The sequence below is a fragment of the Streptosporangium sp. NPDC006930 genome (assembly GCF_040635605.1).
Taxonomy (GTDB): domain Bacteria; phylum Actinomycetota; class Actinomycetes; order Streptosporangiales; family Streptosporangiaceae; genus Streptosporangium.
This window is the reverse complement of record NZ_JBEYID010000043.1, coordinates 1-23,363: the sequence shown is the minus strand read 5'-3', so window position 1 is coordinate 23,363 and position 23,363 is coordinate 1. Positions and strand designations below refer to the sequence as shown.

Sequence of the window (23,363 nt, the reverse complement as noted above, 5' to 3'; positions counted from 1 at the left end):
GCCATCTACGTGGGACTCTCCAGCAACATCGCTTGAGCGCCGTCGGGGGACTATCGTGCTCAGCGTGTCTGATCGCGCGCTGAGCTTCGGAGTGATGGCGCAAGCCTACGAACGGTTCCGGCCGGGGTATCCCGTGGAGCTTTTCGACATGGTGATGGCGTACGCCGCCCGGCCGGTCAGGACCGCCCTCGAAATCGGTGCCGGCACGGGCAAGGCGACCCGCCTGTTCGCCGAGCGAGGGGTCGCGGTGACCGCGACCGAGCCCGATGAGGCCATGCTCACCGAGTTGCGTAAGCACGTGCCGGCACATGTCAGGACCGTGCGAGCCGCGTTCGAGGATCTGCGGCCGGGTGAGAGATACGGCCTGGTCTACGCGGCCGCGGCGTTGCACTGGACAAGCCCGGAGGATCGGTGGTCACGGATGGCGTCGCTGGTAGAGCCGGGCGGGGTGATCGCCTCGTTCGGCGGGCCGATCGAGCCGGCCGATCCGGCTGTGGCGCGCACCGTCCACGCGGCACGATCACCGTTCCTGGCCAGAGATGACGTTCCGTCCCCGGACGGGACACCCCCGGAGGCGGAGATGCAGTGGCCGGGCACCGAACTTCAACGGTCTGAGTGGTTCACCGATGTCCGGCAAGCCGTGATCGAACGCCGCTTCACGCTGACCGCCAACGATTACATCGGCCATCTCTCGACCGTCTCGGCCTATCTCGTCCTGCCGGACGCGGAGCGCGAACAGGTGTTCAGTCAGATCAAGAGGGTTCTGCCGGAGACGGTCGAGATCACCGCCGACGTCACCGTTCACCTCGCACGCCGCCACCACGAGCCGTAGACCGGAGCGGTCACCGGGCGGTGCGGCTTCGGGCGAACATGCGCGGCAGGTCGTAGGCGTTGATCTGGCCGATGGACAGGAAACCTCCGCGAGGCGTCACCGCCGACGTGGGCGGCTTCGCCTCAGGTGTGCATCCGCCTGCCCAGGGCGGTCTCGTAGGCACGCATCGTCCGTACGATCGTGGCGCGCTCGGCCGGTGTGAGGTCGGCCAGGACCTCGGCCCACGCCAGCGCGCTGCCCGCCAGCCACTCGCGGATCGGCTCGGCGTACTCCGGTGCGATCGCGACGACCCGCCGCCGCCGGTCGGTGTCGTCCTCCTCGCGTGTCAGGACACCGCGTCGAGACAGGTCGCCGACCATGAGGCTGATGGTTGTGGGAGCGACCTCCAGCCGCTCCGCCAGCCGGTTCACCGTGCTGGGACCGTCGTACTGCAGGTAAGCGAGCAGCGACAGGTGACGGGGCGCGAGATCGAACGTCCGCAGCGACTCGGGAACGGGCATCCGCTTGGCCCGGCCGACGAGTCTGGGCATCAGCAGCAGCATGGACCGCACCGCCTGCTGGGTCGTCATGCCGTCCGCGTCGTTGACCATCTGGCACCTCACCAATTACCTTTGCACATAAAGCTGATTTGAGAACAAACAGGAGGCCCTCGATGCCACATCTGACGGTCCGGGTACTGGAGCCGCAGCTCGAAGGCAACGAACCGGCCCTCATCGCCGCACTGACCGACGCGGTGGTCGAAGTGTACGGCGAGTGGGCGCGCGACGTCGTGGTGATCCACCTCGACGGCGTACCCGCCGGACGCTGGGGCCTGCGAGGCAAGCCGGTCGACGAGGCCCCACCCGTGATCACGTTCGGTATCCGCGAGGGGGCGTTCACCCGTCCCGACAGCGGCGAGCTCATCGCCAGGCTCGTGCGAACCGTCACCGACGCCACCGCCGACGTCCTCGGAGCGCACCTGCGCGACACCATCGCGGTCGAACTCGTCGCGACCCCGGCCGGCCGCACCGCGATCGGGGGTGTGATCGTCGACGGCTGATCTCGTCCTCGCACATCGAGGCGGCCGAATTCGGGTCGGCCCTTGAGGAACAGTGAAGAGAAAACGTACGCCAAGGAGTGATCTTGGGGTAGCTGGCGGTCGTTCGCGTATCCGCCGAGGGGCTTAACGTACGTTTCCGCGCTGGCGGTCCCGTGGTTCCGATCTTTTGCGGGACACGGTTTGGTCACTTCAGCCACTTCCGATAGCGGGGGTCATAGCTTGTGGGGCTGTGTCCGGTGAGTTCCTGACTGAGCAGCAGGCGATGGCATATGGCCGCTACGGTGGCCCGCTGACGCGTGGTCAGCTGGAGCGGTACTTCTTTCTCGATGACGCCGACAAGGCGCTGGTGGCCCAAGCGTCGTGGTGATCACAATCGGCTAGGGTTCGCCGTCCAGCTGGTGACGGTCCGCCACCTGGGCACGTTCCTGGCGGCGCCGATCAAGGTGCAGGTGGTGGAGTATGTCGCCGAGCAGTTGGGCGTCGCCGATCCGTCGTGTCTGATGAAGTACGCGATCCGGGAGCCGACGCATCGCGAGCATGCCGGGGAGATTCAGCAGGCCTACGGGTTGCGGGATTTTTCCGAGGTCGTCGAGGAGGTCACATCCTGGCTCGATGCCCGGTCCTGGACGACGGGTGAGGGGCCGAAGGCGTTGTTTGACGGGGCGGTGGGCTGGCTGCGGGAACGCCAGGTGCTGTTGCCGGGAATGACCACGTTGACCAAGCTGGTGGGTCATGTCCGAGAGGAGGCGACGCAGCGGCTGTGGGAGAGCCTGTGTGAGTTGTTGTCGACCGAGCAGCGCCGGATGTTGGACCTGCTACTGGAGGTGCCCGACGGGGCGCGCATCTCGGAGCTGGAACGGCTACGCAAGGGCCCGACCAAGGAGTCGGGGCCGCAGATGGGAAAGGCGCTGAAGCGGATCATCGAAGTCGCGGGTCTGGGGATCAGCGAAATGGATGTGGCGGCGGTTGGTGGAGCTGGCCCGCTACGGGCTGAACGGGAAGGCGCCGGCGATCAAGCGGCATCCGGTGGTGCGCCGGCTGGCGACGGTGCGGCAGCTGGAGGTCCAGGCGATCGATGATGCGCTGGAGCTGCTGGACGTACTGATGGTCACCAAGCTGCTGGCGCGGGCCGAGCGAGAGTCGAACAAAGAGAAACTGCGCACCTACCCGCGGTTTTCCAAGGCCTCGGCGAAGCTGGCCGCCGCGGTGGAGGTACTGCTGGAGGCCGGTGAGTTCGGCGGGGACCCCACCTTGGAGCAGATATGGGAGTCGATCGAGGCGGTGGTATCACGGGCGCAGCTACGGGCGGCGGTGGAGGCCGTCATCGACGTCGCCCCGCCGCCGGACGCCGACCCGGACGGAGAGTGGCGGGCCCAGCTGACCGAGCGGATCGCCACGGTCCGCCCGTTCTTGCCGCTGCTGACCGAGGCGATCGAGTTCGGCGCGACCGCCGAAGGCGCGCCGGTGCTGGCCGCGATGCAAGCGTTGCCCGGCCTGATCACCAAGGCAACCAGGAAAAAGCTAAAGGCCGCTTACCTGCCCGCCAACAGTATCGACGAGGCGTTGGTGACCGGGGAGTGGAAGCGCTTCGTCTACCGGCCCGGGTTAACCGATGGCATGGTGGATCGGGCCGGGTATGTGTTTTGCGTGCTGGAGAAGTTCCATCGGATGCTGCGCCGCCGCGATATCTACGCTGTCCGCTCGGCTCGGTGGAGTGACCCGCGGGCGCACCTCCTGGTCGGTGCGGCGTGGGAGACCGCAAAGGGGCCGGCGCTGGCGGCGCTGCGGCTCCCGGACGATCCCGCCGAATTGCTCGCCGGGCATGCCGCGACGTTGGATGAGACCTACCGGGAGGTCGGCGGCCGGTTGACGGTGAACACCGGCGTCAGCGTCGATGCGGACGGCAAACTGCACGTCGCGCACTTGGAGGCGGTCGACGATCCGCCCAGCCTGGTCGATCTGCGCAAACGGCTGGAAGCGATGCTGCCCCGGGTTGACCTGCCCGAGCTCATCTTGGAGGTGATGAGTTGGTATCCGGACTTCGTGACCGCGTTCACCCCGGTCTCGGGCGGCAAGCCACGCCTGGAGGCCGATCTGCACGTCACCATCGCGGCGGTGCTGACCGCGCATTCGCTTAACGTCGGCTACGCGCCGATCATCTCACCCGGCATCGCGGCGCTGACCCGGGACCGGATCGGCCATGTCGATCAGACGTATCTGCGGCCGGAGACCTACGGCCCGGCCAACGTGCCGCTCATCGAGGGGCAGGCCGACGTCGGTCTGGCGCAGGTGTGGGGCGGCGGGCTGGTCGCCGCGATCGACGAGGTCCGCTTCGTGGTCCCGGTGCCTAATCCACGCCCGCCCCAACCCCCGCTACTTCGGCCGCAGGAAGGGCGCCCAATGGCTGAACCTGATCAATGATCAGGCGGTCGGTCTGGGCGAGCTGGTGCTGTCGGGCACGCCGCGCGATTCGCTGCACATGATCGACGTGCTGTACAGCCAGGACGGCGGCCGTACCCCTGAAGTGATCATCACCGACACCGGGTCCTACAGCGACATCGTGTTCGCCCTGATCCACCTGCTGGGGCGCAAGTTCCGGCCGGCGCTGGCCGACCTGCCCGATCAGAAACTGTGGCGGTTTGACGCGACGGCTGACTACGAGGCTTTGAACACCGCAGCCCGGGGGAAGATCGACACCGCGTCGATCGTCCGCCATTGGCCCGATGTCCTGCGGGTCGTCGCCTCCATCCATACCGGTGCGGTCCGCGCGCACGACGTGATCCGGATGCTGCAACGCGACGGGCATGCGTTGGCCCACTACGGGCGGATCTTCAAGAGTCTGCATGTGCTTACCTACGTCGACGACGAACCCTATCGGCGTGACATCAAGGCGATCCGCACGCTGCCGTCGCCTTCCTGGTCTCGGACGATGCGTCGTACATCACCGGTCAGGACCTCGTCATCGACGGCGGCCTCGTGGGAGCGGCGCCCCTCGGGCTGCGCCTTTGACAGCCATACAACAGTCGTAGCAGGCCCACCGCTATGCCGCCTCGGACAGCCAGTTGGAAGAGGGAGTGGCGCGCCGCCGAGAGCATCCGTTCTCCACGATGTTCGGACCCGCGACCGAGGATACCGTCGAATGTAGTTGCGGCTATGGCGTGATGACGTCGGTCACGATCGACGACGAGCGCGCCAACGACCCCCGATCGATTGCGATCGCCGAGTGGGACCTCATCGCCCTCATCCACGACCAGATCGTGGATGAGGGCGATATCGTCACTTACACGGCCGCCGTCCGCTCCCGCGCCCGATGCGATGTCCCCCGTCGATATGTCCGCGCGTTCGGGGGCACGGCCAGCGCGGCCAACGCGACCCCGGGCCGTCGTTCCGTCGCGAGGGAGCGGCCAACGTGCCAGGATAAATCACGTCAAGCCGTAACTCGCGTGGGCCGGTATCGCAGGGCGACCGCCCCCGACCGGAACTCACGGCGGTCCACGGGCTCGAGCTGGATGCGCTCGCGCAGACCGGCGAGCAACGTCGGCCCGTGTCCGGCAAGGACCGGCTGCACAAGGAACTCATACTCGTCGATCAGTCCCAGATCTGCCAACGCCAGGGGGAGCGTCACGCCACCCACCCACAGGCCCTCGCCTGACTCCTGCTTGAGCCGCTGAACCGCTTGCCCGAAGTCGCCTCGCACCAGCTCGGCATTCCAATCGACCGCGCTCAGCGTGCTCGACACGACGTACTTCTTCGCCTGGTCGATGGTCTCGGCGAACGGGATCTGCCACTCATCCATCCAGTCAGGCCACGTGTCCGTGGCCGGCTTCCGCCACGCCGACTCCATCATCTCGTAGGTCACCCGGCCGAATAGCAGGGCATCGGCTCGCTCCATCTCAGCGGTCCAGTAACGCATCGACTCCTTGTCCGGGGGGAGCCCTGCCTCGTGATGGCAGCAGCCGTCGAGCGTGACGTTGATCGAGTATCGAAGTGGTCTCATCTTGTTGCTCTCCCTTGATGCGCGCAGCGCGTTTTCAGCGGACGTCTACTTAGACGACTGTCGGCGCCATTTCTCATCGGCGCCCGATCCCACCTGCTCAACTTGGATTTTCGCTGTTGCTACGGGAAACTCCCACCGGCCACAGTCCAGGGCTGGCGAGGTCGCCGTGCGTCGTGTGGACCCACTCCACCCAAGTCGCGCATCACAGCTGTTGCGCGCGGAGATGATGTCAGTGGCCGTGCGGACTTGATGTTTGAATAATCATGACCGCGCGATATGACGGCCAAGCCGAGTGGTACGACGACTACATCGGGCCCGGCGCCACCGCCGACATAGCCGATCTCCTGGGCCCCGGTGAAGGCCTGTGTCTGGACGTCGGCTGCGGCACCGGCCTCTACCTCGATGCCATCCGATCCACTGGTCGAACCGTCGTCGGTCTCGACCGCTCCGCCGACCAGTTGCGTCTTGCCCGCCGCAGGGACGGCGCCCCGCTCCTCCAGGTCCCCTTCGCCGCGGACACCTTTGGCACCGTCACCGCGCTCTGGGTCTCCACCGATATCGACGACTTCGCCGGGCTGATCAAGGAAGCGGCCCGAGTGCTGCTTCCCGGGGGCTTCTACTGTTCTACGGGGTAAACCCCTGTTTCAACGGGCCGCACATCGAGCTCCGCACGGACGGAGCGGTGGTCATCCACCCCACCTACCGGCTCAAGGGCCGACACAGGCGCTCGCCGTGGTGGCGCGAAGGCGGGGTCCGAGACCGGGTCGGCATGAGCCACGTGCCGCTGCCCGACCTGATCAACGCGTTCATCGACGCGGGACTGAGCATCGATCGGCTCTCCGAGCCACGCGAGCACCCCGTCCCATCGGTGCTGGCGGTAAGAGCGTTCCACCGAAACTGACATGACCGCCCTCAGTGGGTGGCCACCCCTCACCGGCTCACCCGCAAGCCGTGACCTGCGAAAACGCTCTCGTGATACTGGTGTGATCGCCTAATCAACTGTCGCCAGTTCCCCGGGGAGTCCAGTCAGCTGGTGACTGACTGTGGTCGCCAGCGGCTTGTCGCCCCACCGGGTGATGGCCTTGTCCTGGTAGCCGAGCGAGTCCGATACGACGGCGCAGGATTCGGCACCGGGCCGGAGAACAGCTGAGAATGGGGGGTGCTAACTTCCTTCCCGTGGCGAAGCACCAGGACGAGACCAGGACGGCCTACGACGGGGTCGTCGAGTTATATGCGTCGATGTTCGCTAACCGACTGGAGACGCAGCCGTTCACGCGGAACATGATCGGCACCTTCGCCGAGTTGGTGCGTGGGACGGGGAATTCGCGGGTGGCGGATGTCGGCTGCGGGCCCGGACATCTGACGGCCATGCTGCACGACCTGGGGCTGGATGCCTTCGGGCTCGACCTCTCTCCGGCCATGGTCGACCACGCTCGGCGGGCCCATCCGGCGCTGAAGTTCGATGAGGCCCGGATGGAGGAACTCCCAGTTGAGGACGGCGCGCTCGGCGGCGTGCTGGCCCACTACTCGATGATTCACACCCCTCCTGGGGAACTACCCGCGCTGCTCGCCGAGCAGGCGCGTGTCCTGGCGCCGGGGGGCCTTCTCCTGGTCTCGTTCTTCGGAACCGACGCGCCCGAGCCGGTCCGCTTCGACCACAAGGTGACACCCGCCTATAGCTGGCCGGCGGACCGCTTCGCCGAGTTGCTGGCCGGGGCTGGGTTCGCCACATTCGCGCGGCTGCTCCACGACCCGGCCTCCGAGCGGGGCTTCCTGGACGCCCACTTGCTGGCCCGTCTCCGCTAGAGAATGGCCTTCTGCTGTGGGCTCTCGTAGTCAACTGTCGCCGGCTCCCCGAGGAGGCCGGCTTGTCGGTGACCTTGTGTGATCGCCAGCGGCGTATCGGCTCCATGTCCCGCCGGTCTCTCTGATGAGGCGGCTGGTGGTCTTGTTGTGGTAGCCGAGAGCGTCGGCAACGACGGGAGCGGGCAGTTCGAGGAGCTGCTGGCGGATGGCGGCGCCACGTGCTGCGGAGGCCGGGATCCCGGCCTCGTTCAGGAGCGCGGACAGGTGGTCGGGGCGGGCTGGCTGTCCTGCCCGGCGGCCCGGGAAGAGCCATCGGGAGGCGGGGTTGGTGGCGGTGTTCATGTTGTCGCGGTTCGCTATGTGCTCCAGCAGCAGAGCGGCGACCGGTGCGGGAACGGGCGAGGCGGGTTCACCGAGCCGTAACAGTAGGGTGTCGCCGTCGTGGACCACGTCGTCGACGCTGAGCCGGACGATGCGGCTCACGGGCTGCGCATAGAGGAGCACGATGACCCCCGCGACACGCAGACGTATCGGAATCTCCGTGTCGGTCAGCAGTCGGCCAAGGGCGTCGAGGCGTTCGTCTTCGCTCAGTGCGGCCCGCCGGGAGACCTTCATCGCGGGGATGGACAGGGAGCGTGGGCAGTTACGGGTCTGCATGGCCCAGCTGAGAAAGGCCCTCAGGCAGGTGCGGCCGTGTTCGCTGCTCTCGGCCCACCAGGCGTCGATGTCGATCTGGCCGCAGGACGCGAGGCTGTTGTTGCGTTGGCCGAGCCATTGCAGGAAGGCGGTCGCGTACTTGATCTGTTCGGCGGCGAACCTCCGGACGCTGGGTGTGATGTGGCTTCGCTCGGCGCGGGCCCGCAGCCGCGGGAGGACGCGCCAGGTCGCGAAGAGCCTGATCGTTTTGACGTGCTCGGAGTCGGTGATGCTGGCCAGATGCCCGGGAAGCCAGCGTTGGAAGGAGCAGAGGTACTTGTCGACCGTAGGCAGGACTCCGCTGGTCATCAGGAGTTCTTCCAGGTGAGCGGCGGTTCGCCAGGGCTGGAGCTCGTGGAAGGCATCGTGGGTCAGCGAGATCTGGCCGAGGCCGAGCTGTTGCAGCAATCGGGAGGCGTTCGCCGGTTGGCTGCGGCGCATGGCCAGCCAGGCCAGTCCGCTGCCGGGCTTCTCCATCGCCACCAGCAGGTTGAACAGCGGGACCAGCGCGGGACGGATGCGGCCGGTGCCGTCGTCCAGGAGCGCGGTGAGGCGGTCGCTGAGCGTGCAGCGCTCACACAGCCGCCCGCCCAGGAGCTTGCCCTCGAACCCGCAACGCGAGCAGTCGAATGTCTGGGAGAAGCCGGCGCAGGTGGCGCAGATCGCGACGCCGTCGTCGCGTCGACGTCCGGGTAGAGCGCGATCCTGACCGCATCCAGGGCAGGCGCCCCGGGTGCGGATCGCCCGGTCGGCGCAGGTCCGGCAGACGTACCCGTCCGGCCAATGTCCGGCCTTGTGGCGGCGGCGACCGCAGCGGCAGCACTCGGCCATGAACCACCGTTCGTATTGCTCATCGGTGGCGTAAGCGCGGGTCATACGTCGGGCAGGATACGGGCCGGGCGTGGCCGCAGTTTCTCGACCCCGGCAGGCAGCGTGGGCAGGTCACCGGTGGCGGTCTTACGGACGCCGGCGTTCTCGGCGCTGGTGACGACCAGATCGGCCGGGGTGCAGGCGAGGATGTCGCAGAGCGCGGACATCACCTGCAGCGACAACCGTTCGGGAGTGCCGGAGACCAGGCGGTGGACTTGGGAGGCCGACAGCTCGATGCCGCGCTCGCGCAGGAGCAGCACCAACTCGGTGGCTGTGTAGACGCGCCGATCGGCCATGATCTCGCGCAGTTTCCAGGTGTAGCCGACCTTGCGTTTCATGATTCTCTCCCCGTCTGGGCCTGGAGTGCGGCGGCGATGGTGGCGTCCAGGTGCCGGCGCAGGGTGCGGGTGCGGAAGTCGGAGCTGACGCAGGTGTAGATCGCGGTGGTGCTCGCGTGCTCGTGTCCGACCTGTTCCTGGACGAAGCGCGGGTCCCAGCCGTCCTCGATCAGGTGGGTGACGTAGGAGCGGCGAAAGGAGTGGAAGTCCAGGCCCTCATCCAGGCCGAGGGCCTGGCGGTAGGCGATGAAGCGGGAGTTGAGTCGCTGGCAGCCGATCCGCAGCCCGCGCTCCGACGGCCAGGCTGCGGGGTTGTTGTCGGTGCCGAACAGCGGGCGGACCTCGGTGAACCATTCCTCCAGGATGTCGGGGGTCCACTCCCACACGGTCAAGGCGGTGCGACGTTTGGGCGGCGAGCCCTTCTTCGCCTTGCCGTATCGGACCTGGCAGCGGCCGTACTCGCCGAACTCCGTGCCGTGTGGGTTGCGGCCGAAGTCGGCCGCGTCCAACATCCTCGTCTCGTTGCGGCGCAGCCCGTAGGAGTAGGCGGTCTTGAACAAGGTGGCATCCCGGAAGGCCGGTAGCCAGCCCTTGCGGCCGAAGGCCCGGATGCGGGCGACCTCGTCATCGCAGTGGGTGAAGAAGGCGTGCAACTCGGCCTTGGTGAACGCGCGCTTGGCCGCGTCGGCTTCGTGTTCTTGAACGTGGACCGCGGTGTTCCACTCGTGCACGATCTGGATGGGGTGGGTTCCGAACCGCTCTTCACACGTCGCGGCCCACTCGTAGAGGGGATCGGTGACGAAGTGGCAGAACGCGCGTACTGCCTCGGAGTAGGAGCGGATGGTCGAGCGCTTCAGCTCGCGCAGGGAGCGCAGGTCGCCGAGCCATTCGTCCACCATGGCGGGCATCCACTGCCACGGGTAGGCGTTGACGTAGGCGGTGAACGCCTTCACGGTGTTCTCTCGTCCCTCCACGGTGGAGCGGGCCAGGTTCCGTGCCAGCTGCTGGTTGGCGAACCCCGTCAGCATCGCGGTGAAGACCTGCTCCTCCGGCCGGAGCAGCGTGATCCCGTCGATGAGGTGCAGCCTGGCTGCTCCCGGTATCGACCCGTCTGTCCCCACGTGCCCACCACCCTCCGCTACTCGCATCAGATGCGAGGAAGTCGCATCGTATGCGAGTCGCTCGGTGACCCGCAGGCCATTCGAGTAGAGACTCGAATCAGCGGACGATCACACCCCTCCAATCGCTATCGTCATTGTTGTCGCCCGCGCTCTATCGTTGCTGGTCGGCCCAGGTGGCCACTCACCCTTCAGTGACCGTTCACAAAGGGTCGCGAATTCGCATCCGATGCAATTGGCGGCACTTGACGTATCCGAACGGAAAGTCACGGTAAGCCGCTCAACGCTGCTTTGCTAACGGGACTTTTCGTTCCGATGCTCGTCATGCCCCGAGACTGGCCCTTTCGGCGTTATCCGGTCTGCGCCCCTTCTACGAGCGACCGGCGACGGCCAGCTTGATGCCGAGGGCGATCAACGCGCTTCCGGTGAGCCCGTCCACGGTCTTGCGTACGGCCGACTTGGCGAACAGTCGGCGCAGTGACCCCACGATGTTGACCACCAGGAAGAACCACAGTACGGTCCCCGTCACCGCGATCAACGACAGCACCAGCGCGTCGCCCAGCCCGGCGTCGCCGGAGACGAACTGGGGCACCAGCGCGATGAGGAACAGTGCCATCTTGGGATTAAGCATGTTCGTCAGCAGCCCCTCGGTGAACGCCGCCAGCGGGCCGCGCTTTCCCGGGTCGGGTAGATCCAGTCGCAGGTCGCCGCCCTTACGCAAAGCCGCACGCCAGGCCTTGACCCCGAGATGCAGCAGGTAGCCGGCCCCGACGACTTTGACCACGGTGAATGCCACGGCTGAGGTCGCCAGCAGAGCCGCGATGCCGCTCGCCGTGGTCAGAACCCAGACGAATACGCCGGCCGAGACCCCGGCCGCAGCGGCCATGCCGTACGCGCGGCCGGACACGGCGGAACGCCGGACGACCACAGCGAAGTCAGGCCCGGGAGACATCGCCCCGAGTGTCATCACACCAGCGAAAGCCACCATCTGCGCCACATTTGTCACGGCGGCCACGGTATAACCTCGCAGAGCCCACCCCACAGAAGTCCAGCTCACTGGCCACCGACCCTTACCGAGCATCGAGGCGAGCCAGCAGCGCGGCCGCGGCGGTCGCTCGCGCGGCCGTTTTACTGGCCCCGTTCCCCTCACCGCGCACGGGCGTGTTTGTGGCGAGCAGGCGGGTGGCGGCGGCCGCGGTGAAGGCCGGCGCATGCGAGGGCCCGGTCGAGGTCACCGTCCAAGCGACCGCTTCGATGCGGCCCTGCTGGGTCAGCTCGTTCAACACGCTCACCGGATGACGTTCCCCCGACCCCACCCCGACCGACAACCCCGGCGAGCCCGCCGCCACCGGCGCGGCCGGGCTGATCTGGATGCCCGCTTCCTTCAGCCACCCCTTCAGGGTGAAGGTCTCCACATTCAGGCTCTCGGCGGCCTGGCGGATCGTCAGCCCGCCCGACAGTAACGTCTGGGCGACCTCGACGACGCGGGCGCGTTCGCGGCGCCGGTCCTCTTCGGTGGGCAGGTCCATCCGGGCCGCGTGCTTGGCCGCCCCGGCCTCCAACATCTCTCCTGCGCGCACCAGGCAGTCGACGCTGCAATACAAGCCCAGGCGGATGTGGCGGCCCTTGCCGCCCGGCGCGCGCTCGAGTAAATACCAGCCCGCCGGCACCCACACTCCGCGCTCGGCGCGCTGGCAGATCCGGCAGAAGAATGACCGCTCATTCTCTTGGTGGCCACCGCGGGTGGTGGCTAGGTCCTGTTTTGTGGATCACCTGAGCCAGAGCAGTAGACAGGCGATGGTCACGGCTGATCGGTAGTGGGCGGCGAGCTTGTCGTAGCGGGTCGCGATGCCTTTGAAGTGCTTGAGCCGGTTGAAGCAGCGTTCGACGACGTTGCGTCGTTTGTAGCGGACCGGGTCGAAGGTGTGGCGGCGGTGTCCGCGGCGGGCTCGTCCGGCTAGCTGGTCGGCGCGTTCGGGGATGGTGGCGCCGAGCTTGCGTCGGCGGAGGTAGGTGCGGATGGCGCGGGAGCTGTAGCCCTTGTCGGCGATCACGTGCTCGGGGCGGGTGCGTGGTCGGCCCGCACCGGCGCGGGGGACGCGGATGGTTTCCATCACGGTGGTGAACTGGGTGCAGTCGTTGATGTTGCCGCCGGTGAGTGTGAATGTCAGGGGCAGGCCGCGTCCGTCGACGGCCAGGTGGATCTTGGTGGTCAGTCCGCCGCGCGAGCGCCCGAGCGCCTGTCGGCCCTGATCGGTCTGAGCTGATTGCTGCCTGACTGTGCCTTGGTGGCTCCCCCTTTACGGGCGCCGGTGGCGTGCTGGTGGGCGCGCACGATGGTGGAGTCCACGCAGATGGCCGACCAGTCGACCTGGCCGATCGCATCGTCGTGGACCTGGACGTGCTCCAGCAGCCGGGTGAAGGTGCCGACCAGCTCCTCACCCCCGAGCCTGAGCCGATCGCCGCGGTGCGGGCCCGCGAACTGGCCGCCGTCGAAGCCGAGGCCGCCCGGGCGGTGGTCGCCCGCGTGGCGCTGAACGAGGTCACCCGCCCCGATCGCCCGCACGGCCTGCTCAGCGACAAGGCCCTGCACGCCCGCATCAAGGCGACCGCCGCCCACGCGACGACCCTGGCCCAGCAGGTCGAGGCGCAACAACGCCGCGAGCGCGAGCAGGCTGAGCAAGTCGCCGCCATCCGCGCCCAGGTGAAGACCGAGCTGGTCGACGAGCGCGACCGCCCCCCACGCCCTGGACCAAGCCCGCACCGCCGGCGACCGGCGCCACGACGCCCAGTGGATCTACCAGCGCGCCCAGCAGCGCGTTGCCCGGCTGCGGGCGGCGCTGGCCGAGAAGAACAGCGGGCTGCGCGCCCTGCTGCCCAGCAGCCAGCGTACCCGGCTCCAAGAGCGACTGCAGGAGGCCTCCCAGACGATGACCAAAGCGCCCGCCGGGCCGAGGCCGCCGCCCGCAGCCGGGCAACGCGCTGCACGCCGCCCGCCAAGCCTCCCCCTCGTGTACGAGCGCGGCCGACCTGCAGACGCGCCACCGCCTCCTAACCGGCTCGACGTCCTTCGCCAAGGTGCTGGAGACGACGCTCGCTGAGCGCGTGGAGCAGGTGATGCCGGGCCTGGCCGACCGCAAGCGCGTCGCGGCCGCCCGGCTCAGCTTCCACACCATCGCCGACTCCCCCGCCGGCCAGCACGAGCGCACCACCCGCCTGCTGACCTCCCTGGTCGCCGAGCGCGACCACCGCGACCACCGCGACCACCTCGACCAGGAGATGCGGCGCGACCAAGACCGCGCCCGCCGCGACCCGGCCGCAGCCAAGCGGGTCCGCACCCGAAACGAACAGGCCCGCGAACGCACCGAAGCGCAACAGCGCCAGGCCGCAGCCCGAGCCGCCGAGCGGACCTACTCCCGTCGCCCGCCCACCGCCAGGGGCCCCGGCCCGGGTGTAGGATCCGCGTTCCAATGTCACATGGCGAGTCCGTGAGCTGGGCGCTCCTCTGAGTCCGCGCTCCGTGTCACCTTCATCGTTCCGGGTTACGTGTCATTTCCCTGAGCGGAGTGCTGTTCTCCTGTAGTGCCGCCTTCAGTTCCTCTTCAGATGCTTTCAGTACCTCTCGCAACTAATCACGTTCGGCTTCGACCTCCCATAGTTGGGCTGTTCCCGCCTTGAGCCGGTCGCGTTCCGCGCGCAGGGTTCTGAGCTCGGCCGTGGCCAGTTCTAGTGCCTGTACGAGATTGAGATCAGCGGAATTCGCCTGCGCGGTGGTCTGTGATCCTGGTAGGTGTGTCGGGCCGTTCCTGCGGCGTCGGGTAAGGTCGCCCGGCGCCGCAGGTGGCTCGGCGGGTGGCTCGTCAGTGGTGCTGGATCATGTCACGGTGAACATGAGGACGCCTGTCAGGGCGGTGTAGCCGTCGTTGTGGAGGTACCAGGCCGCGTAGGTCCCCGGGCCGGGTAGAGCGGTGGTGGGAATGGCGACGGTGCCCTCAGCGTTGGGGGCGTACTTGTAGGCGAGGGACTCACCGTTGCCGGGCTTCCTGTCGACCGGATACAGGCCGATCCAGTTCTTGGCGCTGACGGTGTCGGCCGGGGTGGAGTACTGAACGGTGAGGTCTGTCCCCTTGGCGATGGACTTGGTGGTGGCGGTGAGGGTGCTTTGGGGCTTCGGTGCGGCGGGGGCGATGGCGAGGGTGTCGGGGGGAAGGTTGTAGTAGGCCGCCAGGCGGCCCACGATGGTCTCAGCGTAGGGGACCAAGCGGGCGAAATGGGTGGCCAGCGCGGTTTTGGCTGCTCCGCTCAACGCGTTGAAGTCGCCGGTAGCGCCGGTCAGGTGGGGCTGCAGGCGACCAATGAGCTCATAATCGCTGCGGATGCCGAGGGCGCCCATGGCCTGGGCCAGGGAGGGGGTGGTGGTGGCGGTGTCCTGGACGCGGCTGACGAAGGTGACCCGGTGCATGATGCGCCAGCAGGGGGGTTTGCGATCGGATTGCTGGGCGCGCTTGAGGGCCAGCGCGTTGGGGTCCTTGCCGCGATCCAGCCATTCGGGGTCGATGACCTTGCCGTAGAAGTCTTCGAAGTTGTCTGTGCTGGTGTCGAGGTAGAGACTCATGAAGCGGTAGGCGTCGACGCGGCCGGGCACCAGGATCGGTTTGTTGTCGGCGTCGAACAGGGGGGCGTCGCCGTTGTGTTTCTGCAGTCGGTTGCCGGGGGAGCAACTGACGTCCAGGCTGAAGGTGCGGGTGGAGTCTTTGGACTTGCTGCGGGTGACGCTGTAGCCGGTGGTCGTGGTGGACTCGAAACCGAACTTGGCGCCGACGTTACCGATCGCGAAGCCTCCGACCTCGCTCCAGCCGACGGCGGCGGTGAAGGTGAAGGAGCCGGTCGTGGTCTCGGTGACCTGGTCTGTGGTGCCGGTGGTCTCGGCGAAGAACCCGCCGGCGGCGGTCCACACGTAGGTGTTGACGATGTTGCGGCGTGAGGCGGCCCGGGTGGCCTCACGTCCGGCCTCGACGTTGCCGCCTTGGGTGACTTCGGCGCCGGTGCCGCCCATCATTCCGTTCAGCACCTTGGCCGCCTGGCCATGGGTGGGGTCGGGGGCATGGGTCTCGGTGGACACCGATTCGTAAAAGCCCTGCAGTTGCTGCTGCTCGCGCTGGATCCGCTTTTTGATCCGGTAGGCCTCCACCGGCCGGAAGTAGCTGAACTCGCCGCGCACGCCGTCGGCGGCCGCGTTGGGGAAGTCGGGGTCGGCGAAGGGTTTCAGCGCCTTGCTCGTCCCCTGCTCGCGGTAGCCGACGACGCCGTCCAAGGTGCCCTGCTTGGTGTAGCGGGGGTTGATCGGGAAGGGGATCAGGTTCCAGTCGCGGGGGATGTCGGGCGAGGGGAGCATCCGGTAGGCGACCAGGGCGCCGCTGTGGACCAGGCGCAGCGCGAACAGGTCGGCGGTCTCGGACTGCACCACGGCGAACCCGGTGTTGGCCGGTACCCAGCGCCGCCCGGCGGTGGGGTTGACCTGCTTGGCCGGGTCGGGATCCTCCCAGCCGCCGGTGACCTCGACCTTGCTGGTGCGGGTGGTGTTGGTGCCTTGGGAGACCTTGGTCTCGTTGCTCCAGGTGTTGGCGTACTTGAGTTCGACGTTGAGCCCGAGATCCAACGTGGCTTCGGCCATTGGTTGTGCGGTACCGGCGCCCAGGGGGGCGGCGACGGTCCAGATGCTCTGGGCGGTGGCTATCTCGAATTTCAGCTTCGCGGACGTGTCGATGCTGTTGTTCTTGGCCGATGACAGGGCGTTGACGACGGTGTCGGCCTGGACGAAGGCGACCGAGGAGGCACCCTTGTAGTCGTCGGCGGTGCCGGCGATGAGGTTTTCCGACGGGATCGGCGGGGCGCCTTCGATGTAGCCGATCAGTTGCGGGTCGAACTGGGCCTGGCCCACCCAGGTCGTGGTCAGCTCACCGACCTTGTAGCCGGTGATCAGTGCCCAGGACTTGTCGGCCTGCAGGTAGGTATAAGCCCGTTTCAGTACCCCGATGAGCGAATCGTCGACCAGGCGCTGAATGTCACCGTATTCGGTGGCGGCCGGGGTGGTGGCGATCGTGGTGTGGAAGGCGGTGCGGATGCCGGTCAGCGCGGAGCGGATCTGGGCGGTGTCGGTGGAGATCGGCGCGGTGGACAGCACGATCTTGGGAGCCGGACTCGACTGGGTCAGGTGATGGCCGCTGAGGCCGGCGTCCTTCACCGACGCCCCGGCCACGGTGTCGTCGGTGTCGAAGGGATAGTAGGCCAGCAGGTCCTGACGGTCGCCGCGGACGCGGCCGAACATGTTGTCCAGGATCTGTTCTTGGGTGCGGGCGGTGCGCCAGGCCCGGATCTCGTCCAGGTCGCCGGTGAACCCATCAGCCACCACCGAGCGCGGAGAGAGGGGCCGCACCACGCTCGACGTCGTCGAGGTCGTCTTCGTCGAGGGGACGGGGCTGCCGTTGCGGTAGAAGGTGAACCGGTTTCCGTCGGGGTCGGGGGTGCGGACGCGGCTCACCGCGTGCAGCGTGGCCGGATAGGTGCCGCACAGGTCCTCGGTCTGCGATCCCTTGCTCTCGGGGAAGGTCCACCACGCGGCCAGGCCGGCGGCCTTGGCGGTGATCGGCGCACCGATCTGGGTATTGTTCCTGGCGATGTTCCAGATCCGCACCTCCGACAGTGCGCCCTTCAGGCCGGAGGCCGTCTTGCCCTCCATCATCCGGCCCAGTTCGGCCGGCGCGTCGTTGCCCACGGGCTTGGTGCCGCCGTACCACTGCGAGTCGCCGACCTTCTTGCCGTCGATGAAGAAGCAGATCTCCACCTCGGTCGTCGTACCCGTTGGGTTCTTGCGGGTGACGGCGACCTTGTAGAAGGCGCCCGCCGTCAGGGCCGTCGTCGACTTGTAGACCTTCGCCGCCGCCGAGCCGGAGCCGGGCTCGAAGGTGAAGGCGAGGCGACCGTCGGTGTCGACATACAGGCAGTAGGGGACCGCGGTGTGGTTGCCGGCGCCGAACGCGCCCTTGCCGACCAGTCCCTGCTTGGCGCCGATGGAGTCGAGTTTGACGAACGCCTCGATGGTCAGGTCGTCCACGAGGTCCAGACCGCCCGCGCCGCCGGCGTTCAGATGACCGGTGCCATCCATCTGGATCGCCCAGTCCTGCTCGAACGACACCGCCAGATGCGCCCATTCAGCCAGAGGGAACACCTCGGTGCTGCGGAAGAGCTGCTTGTTGATGTTGGCGTTGACGTGGTAGCCGGACTCGCCGTTGGTCCGGGTGCCGTACTCCACACCCAGCGCGTACCAGGTGTCGCCGACATCGGTGTGCAAGATGGTGTCCAGGCCGTCGACGAACGTCGGCTTGGCCCAAGCCTCAAGCGTCAGGTTCCCGGACGCGGTCAGGGCGGAGATGTTCGCCGTACTGGCCAGTTGCAGGTGGTGCTTTTGGGCGTTGTCGAAGGAGAACGCCCGTCCCGGCGCATCCCCGTGCCAGCGCGGCCCCAGCGGTTCGCTGAGATTCGACGCGGTTCCTGCGGGCACCGACGCGGTGAGGGACCCGGCGTAGGCGCTGACCAGCAGCGAGCCGTGAGCCAGCGACATGCCGGCCACGTTGCACGAGGCCAGCGTGTAGTCATAGGCCGCGATGCGGACCCTGGCGCCCGTGCCGGCGGTGGAGGGGGCGGTGGACAGAGTGATCTGCGCCGACCCCAGCTGCCCGGTTGCGACGGTGCAGTTGTCCTCCCCCACCAGGATGGCCGAGCCTGCCACCAGGGTGGTTGTCAGCGGTTCGGTCAGTGTCACGGTCTTGTCCTGGATCGACAAAACCGTCCCCAGGGTCGATCCTCGTGCCGAGCCGTTCAGCACTGCGGCCAGCAGGTCGGCCCGATCAGGGACCGAGGGGAACGTCTCGACCGTCGCCCCCCGGCTCACCTCCACCTTGCACGTGCCGACCCCGGTCCCGGTTCCGGTCGCGGTCACCTTCACGTCGAAGTCGGCCAGCTTCATCGCCACATCGCGGCCGGACAGGCGCAACGTGCCGCCCGTCACGGCGATCTGCTTGACGGCCGGGGAGATGGTGGTGGCGTAGTAGACGGCGAAGAACTGGCCATCGCCGCCGCGGAAGTACAGCGCCACCTCACCGGTGGAGACATCCAGCAGCGCGGGGGCGTGCGTTGTCCAGGCGACCGACAACAAGGCGCCCAGCACGCTCAAGCCCGAGCGGTCGATGCACACCTTGGGCATCGTCAAGACCGCCTCGGCCGCGCCGAGCAGCCCCCCGCTCAGCGTGGCTTGGGTGTTGAGCGCCGTCTCCAAGGCCGCCTTGTCCGCCCCGAGCCGTGCTCTGGCCTCGATCTGTTTCACGTACTCGGGCGCCAGGATGTTCACCTCGGCAGTTACTCTTGCCTTCACTTCCCGCCCCCATTTACCGGCAGGACCTGCGACATAGCTTTGGGAGTTCAGGCTGTACCAGCCGCCGTGGAGCTCTTCGTTAAGCTGCGCGAACCTCGCCTCGTAGGCCGGGATACGCGCTACCAGCGCCTGGTCGTTGTAGAGCTGGCCGCGGGCCGCGGTGACGGCCTCCTGGGCGGCTCGCAGCTTGTCGGTGTCCTTGGTGGGATCAGCCGTGCCGATCCAGGTCAGATCGATCACCGCCGGTGCTGTAGCGAGCTTCCCTTCCGTCGACAGGGCGAAGTCCAGGGTCGCCACATAGGAGCGGCCAGTCGGCTCACCCGTCGGCGGCGGCCCGGAGGTGGCGAAGGCCAGCAAGACTCGCGCTTGGCCCTTCTCCGGCGTCGGCGTGTGGTCATACCCCGTCATCGCCGGGCGTTGCTGGTAGTACAAGGTCGCGGTCAGGCCGCAGACCACCTTGCGCCCGGTGATCGAGAACGACTGGTGGCTCACCCCGGGGCCGTCGAACAACGGAGCGTCCGAATCGGTCCATACCGGGCCGGTGGCAAACGCGCCCTCGAACGTGTTGACACTGCGGTCACGCACCGTGGTGCCGGTGCCCTCGTCGAAGGGCAGGTAGGCATACAGCCCGGTCTCGGTGCCGGCCGGCCGTTGCCCGCGCGCCGAGAAGTCGCCGCGGACAATCGTCCAGATCCGCACCTCGTCGATATGGCCGTGGAAGGGATCAGCCGGCGCCGGGCCGGAAACGACCCGTTTGCCGACCAGGAGCTGGGAGGTGACCTCGACAGTCGTGGTCGTGGCCAGGGTGCCCGCGGCCACACCGTTCACGAACAGCTGCATCTGTGATCCGTCGAAGACCGCCGCCACGTGGGAGTAGGCGTCCATCGTCACCGCCGAGGTGGAGGTGAGGGTCTGTGAGCCGTGGCCGAACAGCAGCTTGCCGTCGGCCTTCAGGCTCAAATAGGCCGGGGTGGCCGTGCCGGTGGTGTCGGTGCGTCCCACGATGAGGCCGGTGGTGGTGGCGGTGGCGGGCTTGATCCAGGCCTCCATCGTGTAGGGCCCGGCGGTCACCGCCGTGGTGGTCTTGCCCACGATGACCGGGGCGCTGGCGGTGTTGTCGAACCGCAGCGCGGTGCCTCCCCGATTCTGCGGCGGGCGCACCGGCACCAGCAGTTTCCCGGTGTGGGAATCGATGCCCGGAGACCGCTCCAGCACCGAGCCGGCGAACTTGGCGTCGGGACTGGTGTAGAGCTGGGTGCCGGCGACGTTGAACAACCCCTCGGGGCTTTGCTCCAGGTTGTAGCTGTGCAGCAGACCGGCGTCGTCGGCGGTGAAGACCTGCCAGCGCGAGAACCCCGAGATCGCGGTCGGCAGTGACAACACCGAGAACATCCCGCCGCTGAGCTTGCCCGCGAACGACAGCTTCAGGGTCGGCTCGTAAAACAGCCGCCCTTCCATGTCGCGGGTGCCGAGGGTGTCTCCGCCGGAGGCGGGGGCGACCCGGCTGCGGCTGCGCTGGTAGCGCGCCTCCACAACCGGTTTGAGTTCGGCGCCGACCAGCACGAATCGGTCACACAGCAACGCGGAGTCCGCGGCGGCGACCTTGGCCCCGCCGACCAGGGTGTAGTCCTTACGTGTTGCATCCCCCGACCACGAGCCTGCGCTCGTCTTGTACACCGACCCCGCATCGCCCGAGGCGACCGACTGGCGAAACACCAGGATGTGCCGGCCGTCTGAGAGCACCTGGATGGGAAAGGTAGAAGTCAGCCGAGCCGTCGTCGACAGAAACGGATCGTCTTCTCCCGGCAGCAGCTTCTCCGAGAACGACGCCTCCACCGAGCCGCGCTTCTTCACCGTCGGCATGACCGCCGTCAGCGGCGCCTCCGTGCCCACCTCGACGATCTCAGTGGGGAAGGGCAGCAGCCCCGGGTCGCTGTTCCAGTAGGCCGCATCCAGCGCTCCCCGCGCCCGATCGGCCTGATCCAGACTCAGCACGCTGTAGTAGACATGCCGGTCGGCCCCCACCGCGAAGGCGACCACCATGCCGTCGTGGCGGACCATCGTCGTGGAGGTGTACTGACGGTCCTTGTAGACCTTCACCAGGTTTTTGTCATGCACGAAGCGAACTCCTGACCATTGACGCCTGAAAAGCACGTGAAGACATCCGCGCACCACAAAACAAAACGTGATGCGACCGGATTGAATGCGTGCGCTAAATACGTACGCGAAAGAATGAGATGTGTGCGTCTACTAAGGGGCCGCGCAACAACGGCTCGAATATCACCCGTCGGCGCCGTGAGCCGACGTGTGCGACCCATGCCCGACGGCACTGCAGAGCTTTCACCCCGTCACCTGGGCAGGCAGACGCCGCCCTCCAGCTTGACTCCCTGTCTGTAGGACCGAGGCGCGTCTTAAGCGACAGCGGTGCACATCCACCGATACCGCCTGCCCAACACGAACCATCACTAAGACATCACATCGCGTGGCAAATAACAACAGACAGTTTCGGTATGGTGCGCCGCTTTTCAGCGTGGCTGCGATTTCCGCATCATTGACTTGAAATCCTTGCTATCTCGACTGCCACCAGAAATGTGGCCTGACCTTTTCCTGCATGAAGAGCGGCCGATATAATGCGGCAGGGACATCTATTTTATGTAAGTTTTCTGATGGTTTCACGGTGCCTCGGTCAGTCTGTAATAAGGGATCACCTATCGGCCGTAATCTGCGCCTGGCCGATACCCGTTCCGCCAACGGGCACTGCGCCCGTGCTCGGAGCAACCGTCGAGGCCACCGTGGGCCGGCATCGGTGGACGCCCTAGAGCGCGACGACGATCCATTACTGAGGTTGAAGCCCGGGAGTTAGATCATCGAGGGTGATTTATGACCTTTGAGTGACCCTGCATCCGATATGCCGGAATTATGAGGTATCCGGAAGGCGGTGGATTGACCGCCAGAGACAGAGCGCGACGCGAGGCGGTGCGGCTGCGCGCGGCAGAGATGTTCGCACGGGGAACGTCGCAGGCTGAGGTGGCCCGGCTGCTGCGGGTCTCGCCGATGTCGGCCAGCCGCTGGTATCGCACCTGGCAGGCAGGGGGAACCGCGGCGCTGGCCTCCAAAGGACCGGCCGGGTGGCCGTGCCGGCTGACCGAGGAACAGCGGGAGCGACTGCAGGCCGAACTGAAGGCCGGGCCGGCCGCCCACGGCTGGATCGAAGATCAGCGCTGGACACTGGCCCGGGTCGCCGAGGTGATCGCCCGGTGTTTCGGCGTCCGCTACAGCCTGCGCGGGGTGTCGCTGTTACTGCATCGGATGGGCTGGTCACCGCAGATGAGCGTGCACCGGGCCGCTGAGCGCGACGAGGTGGTGATCACCTGGTGGAAGACCGAGCAGTGGCAGCGGATAAAAGGACGGCGGCGGCTCAGGACGCGTGGATCTGCTTCCAGGACGAAGCCGGTCAAATCCTCCAGACCGCCACGGGTGCGCACCTGGTCGCGGCGAGGGCATACGCCCGTCGTGACCGTGTCCGGCAAGGGCTCGGGCCGGGTGTCGATCGCGGGCCTGGTCTGTTGCAAGCCCGGCGCTCGGAGCCGGTTGATCTACCGGATCCGGCTGCACCGGGGGCGCAAGGGCGAGCGGCGCAGCTTCGCCGAACGGGACTACGCCGACCTGCTGGACGCCGCCCACCAGCAGCTCGGCGCGCCGATCGTGTTGGTGTGGGACAACTTGAACACTCACATCAGCCGGGCGATGCAGTCCTACATCGCCGCCCGCGATTGGCTGACGGTCTATCGGCTGCCCGCTTATGCCCCTGAGCTCAACCCGGCCGAGGGGATCTGGGCCAACCTGCGTAACGGGCTGGGCAACCTGGCGGTCACCGGCCTGGACACCCTCAACACGACCATCAAGTCCCGGCTGAAACGCATGCAATACCGGTCCGATCTCATCACCGGCTTCTTCAACGAGACCGGTCTGCCCTTCGAACTGGCCTAACCCTAGAGATTTAACCTCAGTAGCGCGACCATGTAGACGTGCGAGTCCGCGAACTGTGTCCCAAGGGCCACCTATGGGACACCGAAACGCGGAAAGTGACGCAGAAACGCGGACCCTACACCGGGGTTGCGCATGTGAGCGCGGAGGGCGGTGAGGTTCCCCCGGTTTCCCGGAGAGTTTCCTATGTGGTTTCGGTCAGCTCGGTGTGGCTGCTGACGGTGTCGGGTAGATCGTGTTGTCGGGCGT

Annotated in this window: 18 protein-coding genes and 2 pseudogenes; 11 read left to right on the top strand and 9 right to left on the bottom strand. The window is 67.2% G+C overall.

Annotated elements, in window-relative coordinates; genetic code table 11:
* The first annotated feature begins 64 nt into the window (after positions 1 to 64).
* Positions 65 to 832 carry a class I SAM-dependent methyltransferase gene (locus ABZ664_RS38550; RefSeq protein WP_362522061.1) on the top strand — a complete coding sequence of 256 codons (768 nt, stop codon included), beginning with the start codon at positions 65 to 67 and terminating at the stop codon, positions 830 to 832.
* 122 nt (positions 833 to 954) lie between these two features.
* Here ABZ664_RS38550 and ABZ664_RS38545 read toward each other — a convergent pair whose 3' ends face one another.
* On the bottom strand, positions 955 to 1,422 hold the full coding sequence (locus tag ABZ664_RS38545; protein ID WP_362522059.1) for a MarR family winged helix-turn-helix transcriptional regulator: 468 nt from the start codon (positions 1,420 to 1,422) through the stop codon (positions 955 to 957).
* A gap of 62 nt (positions 1,423 to 1,484) precedes the next feature.
* Between ABZ664_RS38545 and ABZ664_RS38540 the strand changes: the two genes are divergently transcribed.
* From ABZ664_RS38540 to ABZ664_RS38520, 5 genes and pseudogenes are all read left to right on the top strand, one after another.
* Complete coding sequence (locus tag ABZ664_RS38540; RefSeq protein WP_362522057.1) at positions 1,485 to 1,871, top strand: tautomerase family protein; 387 nt, start codon at positions 1,485 to 1,487, stop codon at positions 1,869 to 1,871.
* Positions 1,872 to 2,100: 229 nt separating this feature from the next.
* Positions 2,101 to 2,238 carry a hypothetical protein gene (locus ABZ664_RS38535; protein ID WP_362522055.1) on the top strand — a complete coding sequence of 46 codons (138 nt, stop codon included), beginning with the start codon at positions 2,101 to 2,103 and terminating at the stop codon, positions 2,236 to 2,238.
* A gap of 31 nt (positions 2,239 to 2,269) precedes the next feature.
* A complete protein-coding gene (locus tag ABZ664_RS38530; RefSeq protein WP_362522053.1) occupies positions 2,270 to 2,950 on the top strand; it encodes a DUF4158 domain-containing protein in 681 nt (226 codons plus the stop codon).
* A 25-nt stretch (positions 2,951 to 2,975) separates the two neighbouring features.
* Positions 2,976 to 4,704, top strand: a pseudogene (locus ABZ664_RS38525) (Tn3 family transposase); the annotation flags it as partial.
* Between the two features lie 83 nt (positions 4,705 to 4,787).
* Positions 4,788 to 4,880, top strand: a complete 93-nt coding sequence (locus ABZ664_RS38520; RefSeq protein ID WP_362522081.1) for a hypothetical protein — start codon at positions 4,788 to 4,790, stop codon at positions 4,878 to 4,880.
* A 418-nt stretch (positions 4,881 to 5,298) separates the two neighbouring features.
* Here the strand turns inward: ABZ664_RS38520 and ABZ664_RS38515 are convergent, their stop codons facing one another.
* Positions 5,299 to 5,868, bottom strand: coding sequence for a dihydrofolate reductase family protein (locus ABZ664_RS38515; RefSeq protein ID WP_362522050.1), 570 nt, complete (start codon positions 5,866 to 5,868; stop codon positions 5,299 to 5,301).
* A 263-nt stretch (positions 5,869 to 6,131) separates the two neighbouring features.
* On the opposite strand from ABZ664_RS38515, the gene ABZ664_RS38510 reads away from it, so the two are divergent.
* The 3 genes from ABZ664_RS38510 to ABZ664_RS38500 all read left to right on the top strand — a co-directional run bounded on the left by ABZ664_RS38510 (position 6,132) and on the right by ABZ664_RS38500 (position 7,674).
* Positions 6,132 to 6,503, top strand: coding sequence for a class I SAM-dependent methyltransferase (locus ABZ664_RS38510; RefSeq protein WP_362522047.1), 372 nt, complete (start codon positions 6,132 to 6,134; stop codon positions 6,501 to 6,503).
* A gap of 47 nt (positions 6,504 to 6,550) precedes the next feature.
* Complete coding sequence (locus ABZ664_RS38505) at positions 6,551 to 6,769, top strand: hypothetical protein (RefSeq protein ID WP_362522045.1); 219 nt, start codon at positions 6,551 to 6,553, stop codon at positions 6,767 to 6,769.
* Between the two features lie 275 nt (positions 6,770 to 7,044).
* On the top strand, positions 7,045 to 7,674 hold the full coding sequence (locus ABZ664_RS38500; RefSeq protein ID WP_189122621.1) for a class I SAM-dependent methyltransferase: 630 nt from the start codon (positions 7,045 to 7,047) through the stop codon (positions 7,672 to 7,674).
* 30 nt (positions 7,675 to 7,704) lie between these two features.
* Here the strand turns inward: ABZ664_RS38500 and ABZ664_RS38495 are convergent, their stop codons facing one another.
* From ABZ664_RS38495 to ABZ664_RS38470, 6 genes and pseudogenes are all read right to left on the bottom strand, one after another.
* Positions 7,705 to 9,246 carry a hypothetical protein gene (locus ABZ664_RS38495; protein ID WP_362522043.1) on the bottom strand — a complete coding sequence of 514 codons (1,542 nt, stop codon included), beginning with the start codon at positions 9,244 to 9,246 and terminating at the stop codon, positions 7,705 to 7,707.
* Positions 9,243 to 9,578: a helix-turn-helix transcriptional regulator gene (locus ABZ664_RS38490; protein WP_362522040.1), complete on the bottom strand. Its 336-nt coding sequence runs from the start codon at positions 9,576 to 9,578 to the stop codon at positions 9,243 to 9,245. The genes ABZ664_RS38495 and ABZ664_RS38490 overlap by 4 nt, the downstream gene beginning before the upstream one ends.
* The gene (locus ABZ664_RS38485; RefSeq protein ID WP_362522038.1) at positions 9,575 to 10,699 is read right to left on the bottom strand and encodes a site-specific integrase; all 1,125 of its coding nucleotides are present in this window, start codon (positions 10,697 to 10,699) and stop codon (positions 9,575 to 9,577) included. The genes ABZ664_RS38490 and ABZ664_RS38485 overlap by 4 nt, the downstream gene beginning before the upstream one ends.
* A 367-nt stretch (positions 10,700 to 11,066) precedes the next feature.
* Complete coding sequence (locus ABZ664_RS38480; RefSeq protein ID WP_362522036.1) at positions 11,067 to 11,648, bottom strand: LysE family translocator; 582 nt, start codon at positions 11,646 to 11,648, stop codon at positions 11,067 to 11,069.
* Positions 11,649 to 11,766: 118 nt separating this feature from the next.
* Positions 11,767 to 12,366: a putative dsRNA-binding protein gene (locus tag ABZ664_RS38475; RefSeq protein WP_362522033.1), complete on the bottom strand. Its 600-nt coding sequence runs from the start codon at positions 12,364 to 12,366 to the stop codon at positions 11,767 to 11,769.
* A gap of 99 nt (positions 12,367 to 12,465) precedes the next feature.
* Positions 12,466 to 13,124: pseudogene (locus ABZ664_RS38470) on the bottom strand (IS5 family transposase); the annotation flags it as partial.
* Between the two features lie 650 nt (positions 13,125 to 13,774).
* On the opposite strand from ABZ664_RS38470, the gene ABZ664_RS38465 reads away from it, so the two are divergent.
* Positions 13,775 to 14,188: a hypothetical protein gene (locus ABZ664_RS38465; protein ID WP_362522030.1), complete on the top strand. Its 414-nt coding sequence runs from the start codon at positions 13,775 to 13,777 to the stop codon at positions 14,186 to 14,188.
* Positions 14,189 to 14,570: 382 nt separating this feature from the next.
* On the opposite strand, the gene ABZ664_RS38460 is transcribed toward ABZ664_RS38465, so the two are convergent.
* Positions 14,571 to 21,245, bottom strand: a complete 6,675-nt coding sequence (locus ABZ664_RS38460; RefSeq protein WP_362522027.1) for a LamG domain-containing protein — start codon at positions 21,243 to 21,245, stop codon at positions 14,571 to 14,573.
* 825 nt (positions 21,246 to 22,070) lie between these two features.
* Between ABZ664_RS38460 and ABZ664_RS38455 the strand changes: the two genes are divergently transcribed.
* Complete coding sequence (locus ABZ664_RS38455; RefSeq protein ID WP_362522025.1) at positions 22,071 to 23,117, top strand: IS630 family transposase; 1,047 nt, start codon at positions 22,071 to 22,073, stop codon at positions 23,115 to 23,117.
* The last annotated feature ends 246 nt before the right edge of the window (positions 23,118 to 23,363 follow it).